The sequence below is a fragment of the uncultured Gemella sp. genome, assembly GCF_963515875.1.
GTDB lineage: Bacteria > Bacillota > Bacilli > Staphylococcales > Gemellaceae > Gemella.
The window spans coordinates 1-16,133 of sequence record NZ_CAUPZX010000010.1; the positions used below are offsets into that span (position 1 = coordinate 1).

The 16,133-nt window shown below is 28.6% G+C and carries 36 protein-coding genes; 31 read left to right on the forward strand and 5 right to left on the reverse strand.

Features of this window, described 5'->3' with window-relative positions:
• Positions 1-67 precede the first annotated feature (67 nt).
• The 4 genes from RWL85_RS03000 to RWL85_RS03015 form a co-directional block, all read right to left on the reverse strand.
• Positions 68-1,096, reverse strand: coding sequence for a site-specific integrase (locus RWL85_RS03000; protein ID WP_314084824.1), 1,029 nt, complete (start codon positions 1,094-1,096; stop codon positions 68-70).
• Between the two features lie 393 nt (positions 1,097-1,489).
• Positions 1,490-2,296, reverse strand: a complete 807-nt coding sequence (locus RWL85_RS03005; protein WP_314084827.1) for a type II toxin-antitoxin system PemK/MazF family toxin — start codon at positions 2,294-2,296, stop codon at positions 1,490-1,492.
• A 103-nt stretch (positions 2,297-2,399) separates the two neighbouring features.
• A complete protein-coding gene (locus tag RWL85_RS03010) occupies positions 2,400-3,020 on the reverse strand; it encodes a hypothetical protein (protein WP_314084832.1) in 621 nt (206 codons plus the stop codon).
• A 21-nt stretch (positions 3,021-3,041) separates the two neighbouring features.
• Positions 3,042-3,797, reverse strand: a complete 756-nt coding sequence (locus RWL85_RS03015; RefSeq protein WP_314084834.1) for an XRE family transcriptional regulator — start codon at positions 3,795-3,797, stop codon at positions 3,042-3,044.
• Between the two features lie 153 nt (positions 3,798-3,950).
• Here RWL85_RS03015 and RWL85_RS03020 point away from each other — a divergent pair, with 153 nt between their 5' ends.
• The 3 genes from RWL85_RS03020 to RWL85_RS03030 are packed head-to-tail and all read left to right on the forward strand — an operon-like array spanning position 3,951 to position 4,570.
• Positions 3,951-4,169: a helix-turn-helix domain-containing protein gene (locus tag RWL85_RS03020; protein WP_060913913.1), complete on the forward strand. Its 219-nt coding sequence runs from the start codon at positions 3,951-3,953 to the stop codon at positions 4,167-4,169.
• A 26-nt stretch (positions 4,170-4,195) separates the two neighbouring features.
• Complete coding sequence (locus RWL85_RS03025) at positions 4,196-4,423, forward strand: hypothetical protein (RefSeq protein WP_314084839.1); 228 nt, start codon at positions 4,196-4,198, stop codon at positions 4,421-4,423.
• 12 nt (positions 4,424-4,435) lie between these two features.
• Entirely contained in the window at positions 4,436-4,570 is a 135-nt protein-coding gene (locus tag RWL85_RS03030) for a hypothetical protein (protein ID WP_314084841.1), read from the forward strand.
• On the opposite strand, the gene RWL85_RS03035 is transcribed toward RWL85_RS03030, so the two are convergent.
• A complete protein-coding gene (locus RWL85_RS03035; RefSeq protein WP_314084844.1) occupies positions 4,557-4,829 on the reverse strand; it encodes a hypothetical protein in 273 nt (90 codons plus the stop codon). The two genes, RWL85_RS03030 and RWL85_RS03035, sit on opposite strands and share 14 nt — an antisense overlap.
• A 119-nt stretch (positions 4,830-4,948) precedes the next feature.
• On the opposite strand from RWL85_RS03035, the gene RWL85_RS03040 reads away from it, so the two are divergent.
• The 28 genes from RWL85_RS03040 (at position 4,949) to RWL85_RS03175 (ending at position 16,066) form a co-directional block, all read left to right on the forward strand.
• The gene (locus RWL85_RS03040; protein ID WP_314084847.1) at positions 4,949-5,176 is read left to right on the forward strand and encodes a helix-turn-helix transcriptional regulator; all 228 of its coding nucleotides are present in this window, start codon (positions 4,949-4,951) and stop codon (positions 5,174-5,176) included.
• Positions 5,154-5,360 carry a hypothetical protein gene (locus tag RWL85_RS03045; RefSeq protein ID WP_314084850.1) on the forward strand — a complete coding sequence of 69 codons (207 nt, stop codon included), beginning with the start codon at positions 5,154-5,156 and terminating at the stop codon, positions 5,358-5,360. The genes RWL85_RS03040 and RWL85_RS03045 overlap by 23 nt, the downstream gene beginning before the upstream one ends.
• Before the next feature lie 39 nt (positions 5,361-5,399).
• Positions 5,400-5,534 carry a hypothetical protein gene (locus RWL85_RS03050; RefSeq protein WP_294682200.1) on the forward strand — a complete coding sequence of 45 codons (135 nt, stop codon included), beginning with the start codon at positions 5,400-5,402 and terminating at the stop codon, positions 5,532-5,534.
• A gap of 14 nt (positions 5,535-5,548) precedes the next feature.
• Positions 5,549-5,962 (forward strand): hypothetical protein, encoded by a 414-nt coding sequence (locus tag RWL85_RS03055; RefSeq protein ID WP_314084855.1) that lies wholly within the window; start codon positions 5,549-5,551, stop codon positions 5,960-5,962.
• Positions 5,963-6,033: 71 nt separating this feature from the next.
• Positions 6,034-6,297 carry a hypothetical protein gene (locus RWL85_RS03060; protein ID WP_314084858.1) on the forward strand — a complete coding sequence of 88 codons (264 nt, stop codon included), beginning with the start codon at positions 6,034-6,036 and terminating at the stop codon, positions 6,295-6,297.
• Position 6,298: 1 nt separating this feature from the next.
• Positions 6,299-6,493 (forward strand): hypothetical protein, encoded by a 195-nt coding sequence (locus RWL85_RS03065; RefSeq protein WP_314084861.1) that lies wholly within the window; start codon positions 6,299-6,301, stop codon positions 6,491-6,493.
• A complete protein-coding gene (locus RWL85_RS03070; RefSeq protein ID WP_314084864.1) occupies positions 6,486-6,968 on the forward strand; it encodes a dCTP deaminase domain-containing protein in 483 nt (160 codons plus the stop codon). Before RWL85_RS03065 ends, RWL85_RS03070 begins: the two co-directional genes overlap by 8 nt.
• Positions 6,934-7,158, forward strand: coding sequence for a hypothetical protein (locus RWL85_RS03075; RefSeq protein ID WP_314084867.1), 225 nt, complete (start codon positions 6,934-6,936; stop codon positions 7,156-7,158). The genes RWL85_RS03070 and RWL85_RS03075 overlap by 35 nt, the downstream gene beginning before the upstream one ends.
• A gap of 6 nt (positions 7,159-7,164) precedes the next feature.
• Positions 7,165-7,614 carry a YopX family protein gene (locus RWL85_RS03080; protein ID WP_314084870.1) on the forward strand — a complete coding sequence of 150 codons (450 nt, stop codon included), beginning with the start codon at positions 7,165-7,167 and terminating at the stop codon, positions 7,612-7,614.
• Between the two features lie 55 nt (positions 7,615-7,669).
• Positions 7,670-8,752 (forward strand): hypothetical protein, encoded by a 1,083-nt coding sequence (locus RWL85_RS03085; RefSeq protein ID WP_314084874.1) that lies wholly within the window; start codon positions 7,670-7,672, stop codon positions 8,750-8,752.
• Positions 8,753-8,777: 25 nt separating this feature from the next.
• Positions 8,778-9,332: a site-specific integrase gene (locus tag RWL85_RS03090; RefSeq protein ID WP_314084877.1), complete on the forward strand. Its 555-nt coding sequence runs from the start codon at positions 8,778-8,780 to the stop codon at positions 9,330-9,332.
• Positions 9,333-9,535: 203 nt separating this feature from the next.
• Positions 9,536-9,988, forward strand: coding sequence for a single-stranded DNA-binding protein (locus RWL85_RS03095; RefSeq protein ID WP_314084880.1), 453 nt, complete (start codon positions 9,536-9,538; stop codon positions 9,986-9,988).
• A 16-nt stretch (positions 9,989-10,004) separates the two neighbouring features.
• The gene (locus RWL85_RS03100) at positions 10,005-10,298 is read left to right on the forward strand and encodes a hypothetical protein (protein ID WP_314084885.1); all 294 of its coding nucleotides are present in this window, start codon (positions 10,005-10,007) and stop codon (positions 10,296-10,298) included.
• On the forward strand, positions 10,279-10,722 hold the full coding sequence (locus RWL85_RS03105) for a hypothetical protein (protein ID WP_314084888.1): 444 nt from the start codon (positions 10,279-10,281) through the stop codon (positions 10,720-10,722). The genes RWL85_RS03100 and RWL85_RS03105 overlap by 20 nt, the downstream gene beginning before the upstream one ends.
• 3 nt (positions 10,723-10,725) lie before the next feature.
• Complete coding sequence (locus RWL85_RS03110) at positions 10,726-11,139, forward strand: hypothetical protein (protein ID WP_314084892.1); 414 nt, start codon at positions 10,726-10,728, stop codon at positions 11,137-11,139.
• Positions 11,132-11,503 carry a hypothetical protein gene (locus RWL85_RS03115; protein WP_314084894.1) on the forward strand — a complete coding sequence of 124 codons (372 nt, stop codon included), beginning with the start codon at positions 11,132-11,134 and terminating at the stop codon, positions 11,501-11,503. Before RWL85_RS03110 ends, RWL85_RS03115 begins: the two co-directional genes overlap by 8 nt.
• 29 nt (positions 11,504-11,532) lie before the next feature.
• Entirely contained in the window at positions 11,533-11,715 is a 183-nt protein-coding gene (locus tag RWL85_RS03120) for a hypothetical protein (protein WP_314084896.1), read from the forward strand.
• Entirely contained in the window at positions 11,715-12,278 is a 564-nt protein-coding gene (locus tag RWL85_RS03125; protein ID WP_314084909.1) for a hypothetical protein, read from the forward strand. The genes RWL85_RS03120 and RWL85_RS03125 overlap by 1 nt, the downstream gene beginning before the upstream one ends.
• Position 12,279: 1 nt before the next feature.
• Entirely contained in the window at positions 12,280-13,206 is a 927-nt protein-coding gene (locus RWL85_RS03130) for an N-6 DNA methylase (RefSeq protein ID WP_314084913.1), read from the forward strand.
• A gap of 8 nt (positions 13,207-13,214) precedes the next feature.
• Entirely contained in the window at positions 13,215-13,430 is a 216-nt protein-coding gene (locus tag RWL85_RS03135; RefSeq protein WP_314084915.1) for a hypothetical protein, read from the forward strand.
• Entirely contained in the window at positions 13,430-13,600 is a 171-nt protein-coding gene (locus RWL85_RS03140) for a hypothetical protein (protein ID WP_314084918.1), read from the forward strand. Before RWL85_RS03135 ends, RWL85_RS03140 begins: the two co-directional genes overlap by 1 nt.
• Before the next feature lie 3 nt (positions 13,601-13,603).
• Positions 13,604-13,984: a YopX family protein gene (locus tag RWL85_RS03145; protein WP_314084921.1), complete on the forward strand. Its 381-nt coding sequence runs from the start codon at positions 13,604-13,606 to the stop codon at positions 13,982-13,984.
• A gap of 2 nt (positions 13,985-13,986) precedes the next feature.
• Entirely contained in the window at positions 13,987-14,253 is a 267-nt protein-coding gene (locus tag RWL85_RS03150; protein WP_314084923.1) for a hypothetical protein, read from the forward strand.
• 12 nt (positions 14,254-14,265) lie between these two features.
• Positions 14,266-14,445, forward strand: a complete 180-nt coding sequence (locus RWL85_RS03155) for a hypothetical protein (protein WP_314084925.1) — start codon at positions 14,266-14,268, stop codon at positions 14,443-14,445.
• 13 nt (positions 14,446-14,458) lie between these two features.
• Positions 14,459-14,962 carry a hypothetical protein gene (locus RWL85_RS03160; protein WP_314084926.1) on the forward strand — a complete coding sequence of 168 codons (504 nt, stop codon included), beginning with the start codon at positions 14,459-14,461 and terminating at the stop codon, positions 14,960-14,962.
• Positions 14,962-15,150, forward strand: coding sequence for a hypothetical protein (locus tag RWL85_RS03165; RefSeq protein WP_314084928.1), 189 nt, complete (start codon positions 14,962-14,964; stop codon positions 15,148-15,150). The genes RWL85_RS03160 and RWL85_RS03165 overlap by 1 nt, the downstream gene beginning before the upstream one ends.
• Positions 15,151-15,239: 89 nt before the next feature.
• Positions 15,240-15,362, forward strand: a complete 123-nt coding sequence (locus RWL85_RS03170; protein WP_314084931.1) for a hypothetical protein — start codon at positions 15,240-15,242, stop codon at positions 15,360-15,362.
• On the forward strand, positions 15,347-16,066 hold the full coding sequence (locus tag RWL85_RS03175; protein WP_314084934.1) for a hypothetical protein: 720 nt from the start codon (positions 15,347-15,349) through the stop codon (positions 16,064-16,066). Before RWL85_RS03170 ends, RWL85_RS03175 begins: the two co-directional genes overlap by 16 nt.
• The last annotated feature ends 67 nt before the right edge of the window (positions 16,067-16,133 follow it).

Genomic DNA, 16,133 nt, shown 5'->3' on the forward strand with positions numbered 1-16,133 from the left:
ATAAGGTAAAATTATTATGATGTAAGCGTAAGGATATTGATATAATAATATTCTTACGCTTAACATTTTACTTATGGGGAATAAATGGGGAAAGGTTATCCAATTTATCTCGTAAGTTAGCTTTCATGCTTTTAGTGACATGAGTGTAAATAGATAGTGTAGTATTGATATTAGAATGACCTAATCTTTCTGAGATAACCTTGATTGGTATATTTTGCTCTATTAACAAGGCAACGTGAGTGTGTCTAAAGGTATGCGAAGAGATAGTAAGTGGTTTTAAGTAATGTAAAATAGTCCAATACGAAATGTTAAATATAAATTCTGTATTAGAAATGAAATCTAGCAATAATTGTAAAATAAAATCAGATACTTCTATTGTGCGAATGCTTGATATAGTTTTAGGTGCGGTAATTTCTCCGTTATTTAATTTAGTTTTAGTGATTGAAATAGTTTTGTTTTTAAAATCAACATCGTTAGGAGTGAGTGCTAATGCTTCTCCTATTCTCAAACCTGTGTGGAGTTGCAATATTGCTATACTTCTAACCGTATTGTTTTTTATTGATTTTAAAACACCTTCAATTTCATCTTTTTGTAAATATTTAATTTTTTGCATCGCTGTGGATTTTTCTTCTTTACTCCATTTGAATTCAAGAGTCACATCAAAATTAGGAGCATAGTATTTTTTTATGAATTTGAAAAAATTATTAAAAACAAGACAAGTTAATTCTATACTTTTCGGAGCATAGTCTTTTCTCATTTCTATTAGTTTTCTATCATATTTTATTTTAGTGATGTTTTCTAATTTTTCATTATCATTAATTTTTTTTAGTGTGATTTCATAAGCTAAATATGAATTGTAAGCAAGTGTAGTCTTTTTAAATTCTAAATATTTCTCTTTATAATACCCTAAATTGTGATACTCTTGTTTGGGATTTAAAATTTTATTGATCTTTTCTTGTAATTCCTCATATGCTTCTTTTTCAGTAGCACGTGTTTTATTATTTTTAACAACGGAAACACGTCTATTTTTTCCATCCTTATCCTTGAATGATTGAACGTATCTGTATTTTCCATTGTGTGTAATTTCTCTGTACATAAAATACACATCCTTTCTTGATTAATTTAAGATGTGTATGATATAATAATATTATTGAGCGAGGTTCGCTCCACATCTTAAGTAGTTTTGAGAATCCTATTAATATATGACGATATATTAATGCTCAAAATGGACTTACGGTTGATAAAACTCACACTATCTGGTTTGGTCGCTTGTTAGTGTTGAGTTTTTTTATTTGTCTAAACTGGTGGAATTCGATTAGTTTATTTTCTTACCGTGTCGAATTCGATACGGTTAAAAAGAAAAGAGTACCTCTTATTGAGATACTCTTAATATGATATTGATGCTGATGTTTCACAGCGAATAATGATATTGATGTGGATGTTTCACCACTAATTTATATTAATAGTATCTCATTTTTTTATTTGTTTGTCAAATGTTAAAGTAAATTTTCCTTATTCTGTTTTCTATAAGATTCATTGATTCTTCTGAAATTGTAATATTTCCAGCACTTTCAAATTCTGAAACTGGTGTAAGTTTTCTTTTGTCTATAGTTTGTATCATATTCACACAAGCATAACTATCTTTATTTTTATATTTCTCATATTTTTCTATACCTTTAAAGTGCTGTTCATTAGATTCTAAGAATTCTTTATTTCCTTTATTTAATTTATATAATGCTTTGGTTATTAATTCTTCGGAATAGTTGTTTATATTTTTTTGAATATCGTCAGTCATAATTCCATTATTTTCTATTAATAATTTCGTTACATAATTTTTAAAATCATTAAGATAGGTAGGTCTTGAGTCATTGAGTTCAGAAATATATTCCTTAGATTTTACTTCCCACTTAGAAATTAGCTTGTCGATTTTATTAAGGTGATACTTAGAATTTTTAAAATAAATATTATCATAAGGAATTAGTTCTTGATAGTATTTATTATTTTTTGAAGACAGTGGAACTACAGTGATTGTACTCTTTGTAACTTTATCGTATTTATCAAGAACAATAGCAAAATGGTTACCACTTAACTCTGATCCAATATTAACTCCAAATTTCACATACACAATTGTTCCTCGTTTAAACTTTGGAAAGAACTTAGTATTTTTCCCTTGAGCCTCTTTATAAAATTGTTTAGCTTTAAATAAAACTGATTCTGGAAGATATTTGAATTTATACCGATTATATTCCATGACATTTACAAATATTCTTTGAGCTTCTTTAAATATTGACTTCATTTTTGCAGCCCTCCTTTCTAAAATTTTCTTTAATATTTTATTTTTCAACAGGTGTAAAGCTATCTACGACTTTACCTACAATGTTGAAATAAGTGTCTTGTTGTTATTGTATATTATTCAAATCTACAGTTAATGATTCATATCTAGTGTAGTCACCTTGCGTATATGGAGAATCTATATTAAGTGAAATATTTTTAATATCATTTATTTTAGATTTTTTTGCAATAAATAAAATAGTCATTTCTTTTTCTGCCCCAGGTAAATAAGTTGTTTCTTTCCAATTTGCTATATATTGATTTTGTTCAACCTGTTCTTTTGTATCTTTTATTAGTAAATGAGCAGTATTAGGATTTATATCAGCATTTTTAGTTAATTTATTCTCAATATTAATTCTTAGAAGCACAGATGTATATTCAGTATTTGCTTCTAATTTAGCAGTTTGTAATCGTTGTGCATTAAAAGTATTATCAAACGATAATGTAGACAACTTAATTCCAGTTATAGTAACTTTGAATGCATTATTTTCTTTACTTACACTTGTTTCTTTTTTAAATTTTTCTTCAGAATGAAGACCGCCCTCATTGATAATAGTACTTTGTTTATCATTGTTTGATGTTTGAGGAGTAGCTGCAGATTGAGTAGTTGTATTTTCAGTCTTTGATGAACAACCACCAATAATAATTGAAGTAGTTAGTATAGAACTTAATAATATTTTTGCTTTCATTTTTTAATCTCCTTTAATATTCTATTTTTCAACAGGTGTAAAGCTATCTACGACTTTACCTACAATGTTGAAATATGTGTCTTGAATATCTGATGTATAAATTATAATATCAGAGTATTTTTTATTTATTGATTTCAATACAAAACGATTCCCATCATTATATAATTTTTTTACATAACTTTTTCCACCATAATCAATAACATAGATATCACCATTTACATTATCATAACCTTGTTTTAATAATATAATGTCACCATCTAATAGTTCAGGTTCCATACTATCACCGAATACACGTGTTGCCATGTCATATTGCATTAAATCTTCACGATCTGTATAGAACGATGAAACCTCATTATTACCATAAGAATATCCAATACCTGCAGCAACTTTTTCAGTTACTAAAATTTCAGTTAATTCTTTAGGTTTATATTTTATAGAAACTTCCTGAACTGTACGATTCTGAAAATGCAGTAAATTTTTAGCATATTGATATGTTTTATTTTGATTTTCTTCATTTAGCTTTGTAACAGTAGCGGTTATTTTATCAGTAAGAATATCGGCTGATGTATTCTCAGCGATTCCCATAATATATCCTGGAGTAGTTTGTAATGCTTTAGCTAATGGTTCTAATATCGGAACTGGTAATTTTTCAATATTAGAATTTTCATATCTATATATAGTAGATCTATTTTTTCCAATAAGTTCAGCTAAGTCATCAGCAGATAAATTTAACTTAAGTCTTAATTCTTTAATACGTTCACCAATTGTTTTTACCATATGATTCTCCTTTCTTAATATAATAATACCATAAATTCGCAAATTTGCAAATAATAAATTGCAAAATCGCGAAAAAAGGTATTGACTTTTATTGAATGGTATTATAAAATATATTTGTAGCGTAAATGCGACAAATAAAAATAGGAGGTAGTTATGATAAATATAAATAAGCTAAAAAAAGAAATAGCATTAAATAATTTATCAATTGAAGAATTATCGGAAAAAATTGGAATTGATAAAAGTACCTTTTATCGACGATTAGAATCAAATGGAAAAAAATTTACAATAGAAGAAGTAATTAAAATTGCTAACGTGCTGAATTTAGATAGAAAAAAAGTGGATTCTATTTTTTTTGATATTACAGTCGCATAAAAGCGACGAAGTAGGAGGAATAAAGAATGACAATAGAACCGATGTATTTAATGAAAGAAAATAAAGTTTTTAGTGGAGAATATAGAGATACAGAAACTAGAGATACTTTCGATATGAAAGATGAAGAGCTAATTAGAAATGAGGTCATTAACGTATTAGCAAAACATAATGTTCCATATTGGAAAGCTAAGGTAATTCTTGAAAGAGCTAAAGTATTTCTTAGAAAAGAATCTGTAGTTCAAGAGATTAAATAAGGAGAAGTGGAGATGGAAACTAAAACAAAAGTAGCACTAACATTAGCAATTATATTAATCACTGCTAAAGTAGTGCTACTAAGAAAAGCAAGTAAGATAGTAATAAATAATGATTCTATTACTTTATCAGTATCTAAAATTGGATAAATAATCCTTCAGAATCTTCTTGGATTTCTTTGTTTGTTCTGATTAAGCAATAATCAGGAGTTTGCTCTGTATATAATATAAACCCATTATTATAAAGCATAATAGTTTTAATTGTTCTTGGTGTATCTTCAATAACGATTCGTGTACCTTTAGATTCCTTAAGGTCTCGAAATTTAATATTCTTATCTACACCACCTACTATAAGATTTGAACTATCAGCAATTTGAGAATAGGGTAATTCGATTATATCAAAATCCATAGGTTATACCTCCTTTCTTTTAAGTTGTATTTCCAAGAAAAGTATGAAGTAGAAGGTTTAGATTTCCGGGAAATACTCAAATATATTATAGCACAAAAGTAAAGAAAGGTCAAAGAATTATGAAAGCATTTTATTTAGAGGTGAAAGAACAATTAGAAAATAAAGGAATGACAATTTACAGATTGTCGAAAGAAACAGGAATTTTTGAACAAACATTACATTCAATGTTTAATGGCAACACATCAAGTCCCAAGTTAGACAATGCAGTTAGGATAGCTAAAGTGTTAGATATTGATTTAAACAAATTGAAAGAAGGAGGAGTGGATGAGGATGGAAACAAACTATGAAAAAATTATAGAGAATATAATAAGAGGTTTGGTAAATGAGGCATGCCATAATAGTGAAACTTATAATGAAGCTAAATTATATATTGATATGAATGTTTCAAATACTGAATTGGGGTTAATGATTAAAAAAATAGCTCATGACAAAATAGAATCTTTTGCCATGAACCGAGAAATTAATGGTTAGATCTCAAATCGGATTACTGAAGTGAAAGGAGTGGTAGAAATGGAAGTTAAAATTACTATTGCTAATTTAGATGAGTATAAAGAACTTATAGAAAAAACAAAAATACAAGTTGAGAAATTAGAAGAATGTTTATCTCAACTTGCAAATTTTGAATTTGATGTACTAACTGAATAAATGGAGTGATAGAAATGAATATAGCTATAATAAACTACAAGATTGAAAGTCTTGAAGAACTTAAGCGTAATAAATTAAGAGAGAAAAAATATTTTGTAACTTTGAATTTAAAAGTATCTAAGCATGGTGATAACCATATAATTCCTGATGAATTAATAAAGATATTAAATGATACTCAAGATTTTTATATAAAAAAATATAATAAGAAATCAGATATGAGTGTTGATATAACTAGTTATAAATTAGAACAAGTCGGATATCCTATATCTATTAATTTTAAACCAAGGGAACACTATTTAACTCTGAATATAGAAATAAGTAATTATAACAATATTCTTGTTACTAATTATGTGAACCCTAAAGAACTAGCTAAAGTAGTAACAGACACACAAGAATTTTACGAGAAAAATTATTTAGATGATAAATAATGATTGATTAAATTAGAAGCCACTTGAATAGCTGAGGTAATTATAACATAAATTAATAGGAGGTGATTAAAATGTATGATGCGTGGAAAGATAAATTAGAAAATCCAGATGACTGGGTTGAAAGAACTGAATTAAGAAAAATCTTAAAAATGGATGGTTCTCCAAGATGTTTTAACGAGTGGTTGAATGAAATTGAGGCTTTAGATGATTCTTACTTATATATTCAAGGTACTCTTGAAACTAATGAGACTTTTAACAAAGTTAGAATTTACAATTATATTAACAATAAAAGGTCAATAAAAAAACGTGAAAAACGACTAAAGAAAGGAGCATAACATGGATAACTTAAGAAAAAGAAAATTTAATACATTATATCTAATATTAACAACTATTGCTATTTGCACATTCTTAATGACTGATATTGATTACACAAGAATTCTATCGGTGCTAATCGGAGTTGTTACTTTGATTTTTTACAATTTTGATGAACGTGGTAAGTGTGTGTTTGAAGAGGAGGTAGAAGATGAATAAACTAAGGAGATTATTTGTAAGACGTGGATTTGAATTAATAGAAGGTATGAATGGAGAATTACCAGTAAAAGCAACTATTCATAGTGCTGGTGTTGATTTTATCGCTAGTTCCAATATTATTATTCCAGCATTCAGGTTTAAAGGTCAAGCAACATTAGTACCTACTGGAATAAAAGCTTTTATGCCTAAGAATGAGTGTTTACTAATTTTTGCTAGAAGTAGCTTACCTGTTAATTATGGCTTAATCATGAGCAATGGTGTAGGTGTTGTGGATTCTGATTATTATAATAATTCAAAAAATGAAGGACATATAATGTTAGAATTTAACAATTTAACTAATAATCATTTAATTATTAAAAAAGGTGAGAGAATCGGTCAAGGGATTTTCTATAAAGTACCTAAGGTAAGTTATGGAATTAGACTGAAAGGAGACAAACGAGATGGAGGCTTTGGAAGTACAAACAGATCAGAATGATAATCAACAAGCGTTTAATGAAATTCAGAGGAAAATGTATAGACATTTATATGATTATGGTGTATCGATAACACCTTATGTAAGAGAGGAGTTCCCACAAGGATTTAAGCCTCATGAATTATATGAGGTGTTAGGTGCATATTTTACAGATACAGCAAAATTATTAAAAATAGTGGAGGATGAGGAGTGATTATTTATGAATATTCCAAATTTCAGAGCTTATGTGGATAAAAAAATATATAAAGTAGTTGGCTGGACTGGTGATTTTATCACACTTAGTAGGAAATATGAAAGCAAGTATGTTCAATCTATAAATGTAAAGAAAAATGATGTAATTATACTGTTTGGCAGTAATCTTAAAGACAAAAAAGGAAATGAAATTTTTAGTGGTGATATCGTTAGAAATTCTGATAAGGATATTGGAATAGTTAGGTTTAAAGATGGAGCTTTTGAAGTGGACTTTAAAGAATATATACCAGTTTTATTAGGATTAATTAATGATGATCTCGAGATAATAGGAGATATTCATAGAAATAATAAATTGCTAGATAAAATTATTGATAATAAAAAAGTAGTTTGTATGAACAAAGTTGAAAAGAGATTGTCCAGAAAAAGGAAAAGAACGTCTAAAAAGACGTTCAAGTGATTAATTAAATTATATCGTAAATCGATTTAAATTGCAAGAAAGGAGTGAGAAAGAAATGAGTGTTTGGCTTATGGATGAACAACCTGTAGTGGTAGATAGAGGGCTTGCAAGAATTATAGGTTTCTCGGAAGCTGTTGTTATTACTCAACTTCATCAATGGATAGAATATAACAGGAAGCATAAGAAAAATTATAAAGATGGTTACTACTGGACATATGGTTCAATGGAAAAAATGCATGAAGAATATTTTGATATATTAGGTTCTGTTAGAACAGTCAGAAGAGTTTTTAAAAAACTAGAAAAAAATGGTTATTTGATAGTAGATAATTACAATAAATTAAATTTTGATAAAACATCTTGGTATAGAGTTAACTATGAAAAGTTTAATGAACTTAAAAAGGAATATCGAGATGGACAATTTGACCACACGGATGAAGACAAAATGGTCACATCTCAAGTGGACAAAATGACCATATCTGATGTGGACAATTTGACCACACCTATACCAAATAATAAAAATATAATAAAAAATAATAATATATCATATCAGTCATCAAGTAATAATATTATATATAGCGAGCAAACGCTTAGAAATGATGACCGATTGATTGAAGAGGATAAAAAGAATATTAGTTCTCGGAAGAGGTACAATACGCAGTTTTTCAGAGATAGCTTTGGTTATAACCGAGTCAGTAAAGATAAACAAGAAGAAGTTGATAAGTGGATAACTTATGCAGTTGATGTATGTTTAAAGATACCTAGTGAGGAAATACGAATAGGTATGTTGAATATTACAGCAGGAGAGCTTAGAGATAGACTATTAGAATTAAGGTATGAACACATAAATAATGTATTGTCTAAATTAAACCCTGCTATTAAAGTATCTAATCATAGGAATTATATATTATTTATCTTGTATAATGCGAAAGAACAATATGAGAGTAGCTTATCAACTGGTAGCAAACCAGCAAGTAAATTTAATAATAAATATGTTGCTCCTATACCTGAATACCTAGAGAAAAGAATTAATAATCGTGGTAAGACTGGAGAGAGAGTAATAACTCAAGAGGATGAAGATGCTTATAGCGAAATGTTGGCAGAATTAACCAACGGAAAAGAACGTGAAGACGAACAGTGATAATTTTCAATAACGGAGGTTATCAATGGAGTTTGTAGAACCACTTAGAACTCAAGAAGAATTAGATGCTATGAATTATTATTTTAAGAGTAGAAGCGAGCGTGATTATTTGCTGTATTACATGGGAATAAATGTGGCTTTTAGAATAAGTGATTTATTAGGTTTAAAAGTAGGAGATGTAAGAGGGCGGGATAAAGTCAGAAGACGTGAGATGAAAACAGGTAAATTAAGAGAAATGGTTATTTTACCTAAATTAAAGCGTGTTTTGGAAGAGTATTGTGTAGGTAAAGAGGATGAAGAGTATTTGTTTAAATCAACAAGATATAAGAACTCTAATAGACCTATTACAAGGACTCAAGCATATAGGATATTAAAGACTGGAGCTAAAGAATGTGGTATTAAAAATATAGGTACACATAGCTTTAGGAAGACTTTTGGGTATCATTTTTACAAAAATAATAAAGACGTAGTAACGCTTATGAAGTTATTTAATCATCATGATCCTAGTATTACACTGAGATATATAGGAATAGAGCGTGATGAGATGAGTAAAGCTGTTAAAAAATGGGGTGGTTTGTAACCTCATTTTAAAAATAAAATGTAATATGTAACGATTAAGGGAAACATTACATCATATAAATTACGATATATTCAAGATGTTGGCAGTAGTAGAGTTTTGGGATATTAAATAAATGTAACACTTTATAAGATATGATACATATATATTTAATAAATCAATCCTTCAATCAATCATTCAATAATAAATTTAAAGGAGAACAATAAATGGTTAATAACGTAGTTTTAGTGGGAAGATTAGTAAGAGATGTGGATTTAAGACAAACATCTACAGGTAAGGAGATGACTTATTTTACTTTAGCAGTAAATAAGAATTTCAAAAATGAACAAGGAGAACAAGCTGCAGATTTTATTGGTTGTGTTGCTTTTGGGAAGACTGCAGAGAATATGGCACGATTTCTAAGTAAAGGTAGCTTAATAGCTGTAGAAGGTAGAATCTCTACAAGGAATTACCAAGGTAATGATGGTAAGACTGTTTATGTTACTGAAGTAGTAGCAAGTAGTATAACCTTCTTAGAGAGCAAGAAACAACAAGGAAATACTAGTCAATACGGACAAGTGCAAAATGGCGATTATAACCAACAAGCTAATAATAGCTTTGGAGAGTTTGAAGAAAATATTGATTTTAATATGGGGTGGAATCCATTCCAGGAAGATTAGTTAGAGGTTTAAGAATTTGATTAGTGAGAAGTTTAAAGAATATATTTTCATAGATGATGAACATGTAATATTTGGTGGGCGAATGGTTAGATATAGATTTCCTAATGGTTATGGAGCTTCAGTTATAGAAAATGCAGGAAGTTATGGTGTAGAACTTGCAGTATTAGAGTTTTCTGAGTCAGAATATGGCTGTATAACCATGTTAACTGAAATAACAGATGATGTAATAGGTTTTATAGAGGATGAAGAACTAGATGAAATTTTAGAAAGGATATCGAGGTTAGGAGAAGATGGGAAAGAAGATAGTTAGGAATACTTTTGGTTATGCTAAACCAGGGCAAAAGAAATTAACTCGTAGTCAGGCAACTGAGCTAGCAATAAGTGAGATTGAAGAAGAATATACTAGACGATTACAGAGAGAAGTTAATCTTAAGGTTGCAGATTTCATTGGAGATTTTTGTCTAGCCTTAGCGTGGAGCTTGCGAGCAAATCATAATTATGGTGCAAAACGAATTGAAAGAACTATTAGAGAAATGTTTGAAGTTGTGAGTGATGCGAAAATGAAAGAGGCTGGATTCTTTTTATTCGATCTAAGAGAAACTAGAGAACAACTGCTAGTTGAAACAGGATTAGACATTGAGCCAGTCATAGTAGATGAAGTAAATAAGCATCTAGAGAGAGCAAAAGAGTTTGCAATAAAAAGTGGAGTATTCAAAGAAAAAGTAGAGGTATAGAGAATGAAAAAAGTAGTAAATATTAATGAGATGATAGAAGTTATAAAAGAAAAGACAGGTTGGAGTGAAGCTATTTTAGCAATAGAACTTGGAGTAGGTTCACAAAATATTACAGCGTGGAAAAGTGGAAGAATTCCAAGAAGTAAAAATTATAAGAAATTAAAGGAATTATATGAGAGTTTAATCAATAAAGAAGAGAAGATTAATAAATTAGATGAAAATAAGGATAGTGGATTAGGACAAGAATTATTAAATAAACTTGCTAAGGCTGATGAACGCTTAAATCAACTTGCAAGTGATCAAGAACTTTGTCATAAAAATCTAGCTATGGTTAATGCTCAAATTACAGCGTGGAATCATGAGAAACATAAAGTGTTAAAACAACTAAAAGAATTGGTAGGTGCAGAAAATGAATAAAAGACAAGAGAAGAAGAATGAATTAAAGAATGAAATTATTAATCTGAAAAGAGATTATAAGTTACAGGAAAAGAAAATAGATGTTTTGAATAATATCAATAATAAGTTTTTAAATGAAAAAGAAAAGTTGATATATGAGTTTAAAAAGCAAGAACAGTTGTTAAAAGATAATAAAGAGAGTTTAGCTAATGTCATACAAGCACAGAGTTATTTAGAGATAGAGAACAGTAAAAGAGCAACTGCATTAAATGAAAATATTAAAAATCAAAATGAACGTATTCATAAATTAGAATATAGTGTATTTGGTATGATTATTTTAATGATAATTGTTTTTGTGTTAGAGGTTATTAAGTGGTTAGTATAAATAGAATAAAGCTGTTAGAAAGAATAGTGATGATTTGTTCAGGAATAGTAATTGTATTTACAATTGGAGTGATTGTTGGGATATATACGTCTAGTAAGAATATAGAAAAGCTTGCTAATGAGAATATTGTTAAGGAACGAACTATCCAACAGCAAAAAGAAAGAATAAGAGAGTTGCAAGAATTTAAACAGTTGAAGGAGATTTATGGGTAATGGATATTGTAGATATTTACTTAGAGTGTAATGACTTTAAGGAAGCCGTGAGAAGAAGTGGATTACCTGCTTACGTTGCACATATTAAATTGTTGGGCAGTGGAGTATTGAAAATCAGAGATAGGATTGAATATGGTAGTCGTGCAGGTATGTTAGGTGCAAAGGCTGAAGAATTATTTCAAAAGTATGTACCTACAGCAATTGATGCTAATAAGTTGTATAGAATGAATAATCCTGGATTTGATTTTGAGTATAAAGGATTAACTATTGATGTGAAATATTCATCTCTTAGAAATAAAAGTAAAGCTCCTAAAAGACAATGGGGGATAAGGTGTAAAGGTGATAGAGATTTTATTGTTGCATTCTTGGAAAGAGAGGCGAACTCTGAATTAGATGAGCCCATTATATTAATCATACCTTATGGAATGTTGAGCTTTTTAGGTGAAGAATCATTACATATTTTTGAATCTTCTGATGTATTTTTAACTTATCAAGTATTACCTGAACAGTTAAGAGAGATATTAGAAGAATATGCAAGTTTAAAAGAACAGGAGTTGATATAGTTTGATTGAACATAATAACAGAGATATAGCTAAAAAACATGCTGAATATATTACTGGTAAAGAATTAAGGCAGTATGTGGCTGAAAAGGTAAAAAAATATGTTGGTGAAAATCCTACAGTATTTGATGGTGCAATTGGTAGCGGTCAGTTAGAACAATTTATCAAACCAAAACATTTAATAGGTGTAGAAATACAAAAAGCATCCTGTGATACGTTTGAAAAGAACAGTGATCTATTTCCGAATAGAAATATTTATAATATGAGTTTTTTTAACTTCGATGAAGATGTAACGGCTGATTGTATCGTTATGAATCCACCATTTTCGATTAAGTTTAAAGACTTATCAGAAGAAGAACAAACTAACATTCAAAATGAATTTCCTTGGAAAAAAAGCGGTGTAGTTGATGATATTTTTATTTTAAAATCATTAAACTATACAGAACAATTTGCTTTTCACATTTGCTTTCCTGGAGTTGCTTATAGAAAAACTGAACAGAAAATGAGAGATTTAATAGGAGATAGGTTAGTTGAATTAAATCTAATTGAAGGAGCATTTGAGGACACACCTATTCCAGTATTATTCCTAGTGATTGCTAAGAGTGGAGAATATAAAGAGGTACATAAAGAAGTGTATAACTGTAACAAACAAGAAGTTATATATACTGAAGTTTGTATAAATAAAGATGATAAATGGAGTACACCGACTATTCCTCAAGAAAAAGAAATAATAGATATCGACGCTATAAATTCAAGTTTAGATGAATTAGTAGTAAGTAGATTAGAAAATCATTTAAAGATAACTTTAGGATTGATTAGAGAGTTTAAAGCCGATATAGATTATTTAGGTTTTATTGATAGAGTTGAGAGTCTATGTCAGGAATATAGGTTAGCTTATAATTTTGGTGTTAATAGTTTTGGAGATTATTAGAGGTGAGTATGGATATTACAGAGTATAGCTTAACCATTGTTATGAATGATGGTGAAAAAATTGAAACAGTAGTCACTGCAAGTATGATTAATTATTTGCAGGTGACTCATAATAATAGTGAAGAGTTCGATGGAATGATTTTTGCGGCAGAAATTAATGGCCGTGAAATATTTATTAATGACATAGATTATTTCATGTGGCGTGCGATTATGGAGAACAATTAATGGAAAATGAACCACAAACAATTTCAGAAGCAGTAGAAAATTTAAAAAATAAGATAAAAAAAGGATTATCAAAGTATCATAGAAAATTATTAATAAGTTGGTGTATCGCATATATAATAGTGTGTTTAGTAGCTTGGATATTTTTTATGTACAAGATTTTAGGAGGATAGAAAATGATAAAACAACCAAAAGTGTATATTAAGAGTTTAGATGTGGTATTACCTGTAAAAGTGATTAATTACCATGAAAAGATGGTTGAAGTGTATTTCAATGATAATGCTGATTTTGTACCTTATAAGTTTGATGAAGTTGAATTTATTTACAATACTGGATATAAAGATATGAACGGTAATTACATCTATACAGGAGATATATTAGAGTGTCAAGGAGAAGCAAATAAATATTACGTTAGAAAAGTTTTAGTTGAGCAAGACGGAGAAAAGGAATTTCATTACTTAACAAACAACGGGAATTTTGTTTTTAGACTAATTGATATGTTTGATTATGCGGTAATTGGCAATATTAATGAAAATAAGGATTTATTGGAGGACTAACAATGAAATGGAATAAATTAACAGTAAGAGAGTTAACTAAAGAAGAACAAGAAGAGTATGGTGATTTATATAACTTTATGTGGGAGGGGCATGCTCCTGAAATTGGCGAAGAAGTACTAGTCACTTACCCTTTGTCTTCAGGGAAGTTTGTTGATACACGTATAGATACATGGAGAGAAATTGGAGACGGATTACGCTTTGAAGATGCTGATAATGATGTTATATATTGGATGGAAATACCACAATACAACGGAGAATTAGACGATTAGGAGGATTAAAATATGGATGAACAAAAATGGTTAAACGTTGAAATGAGAGTAATGTTTAATGTACCAGTAGATGAAGATTTTGATATAGAAGAACTATCTGAAGAAGAATTAGAAGAATTAGCGTGTGATTATTTCTTTAATCAAAATGGATATGATACAGCTGATTATTATGATTTTGAATTTGTAGATTAATGGAGGACTAAAAATGACTAACGAAGAATTAGAACAAAAAGTAAAACGATTAGAAGAACAACTAACAGAAGTAAGAATTGAACTGTTAGAAAGGAAGGCGGATAAAAAGCCTTATGAGGTGAAAGTGCCAGAGGATATTGACGATTATTATTATGTTGATGCAGATGGACTTATAGAAAGTTTAATAAGTTACTCGGATGGAGTGCAAAAGAGTATTTTTGAACGTGGTTTAGCTTTCAAAACTAGAAAGGAAGCTGAACAATTTGATAAGGAACGTATATTAATAAATAAACTGAAGAATTGGGCTAAAAAACATCAAGGAGACTGGACACCTAACTGGGATAATTTAGATGAAGAAAAAAGGAGTATAATGTACGATAACGGGTATAAAAAACTTGAAATTTTTAAAAATTATCGTTATCAAGAAATAATAAAACTACCTTATTTCAAGTCAGAAAAAATTACAGAACAATTTATCGAAGAATTCGGAGATGAAATTAAAGAGGTACTTTACTAATGGATGATAAACAATTCTTATATCTTACGATAGAAGTTAGCGAGAATCAAACAGTAGAACAGGTGGTTAAAGAAGTAGTTGACGAGATAGAAAGCTATAATTGGCACGTTGTAGCTTATGATTTAAACACACATGAATTATATGAGAACAGATATTTGATGACAGTGTACATGGAGAAGGAGGAATAGAATGACTAACAGAATATATTTAGCATTAAAGTATAAAGATGCACAAATTATAAAACATGCATTAAAAAAAATATGTTAAGAGATTAGGTGTGAAAAATAAAACAGATATTGAAGAAGAATCAGTATTACTTAATAATATTGAGAAAGAAGTAAATCTATTTAAAATGAAAAATGGAATAGGACAGGAGAAAAATGAGTGTATAGATATATAAGATTTTATGAATCAATAATAAAAGAATTAGATTTAGAATCCACTAGTAAATTCACAGAAGAAGAGAATAGAACATTTTGTTATATCTATAAGCAATTGAAAAAAAATAATTGTGTAATGTCGATTGAAGATGCGGAAGAACTTAAGGATTTGATTAGCTTTGATTTAGAAAAACATATTTTTTGTTATCTAAAAAAAAGATGTGAAATTAATGAGTTATTGAGAGTTGATAAGAAACTTGAAGATACGATTGAGCTTAAAATAAAAGAAACTAGAACAAAAGGGGCAACAAAGTTTAATACCTTATTAGCTAGAAGGATATTGAATAAAGCTCAAGGGAACTATATAAAAGCTATATATCTTAGGAGATTGGAAAAGATTTTAGGAGAATCACTAGAATCTTGTATTATTTCTAAAAATGATACAGCTACTAAACAAAATAAAAAGATAGTAAAAGATAGATATAGAAATATTATTCATGCGTTAGCTAGAAGATTAAGCAACTACTATAATTATGGATACTCAATTAATTATGATCAAAAAACATTATTACTAGAAAAAAACAATGTAGTATTAGTATATTGGATAGATGACAAGGTATATGAAAATAGAAAATATTTATTTGATTTGAATGAGAATGTAATAACTATGGCAATCTTATTAGATAATCACTATAAAAGTTTATTTAGTGAAAATTTAGTGTAATGAACTATTTAATCTGTCAATAAAAAAAGATATAATAAAAATTGAGCTGGAAATGTTTTTGTGTATA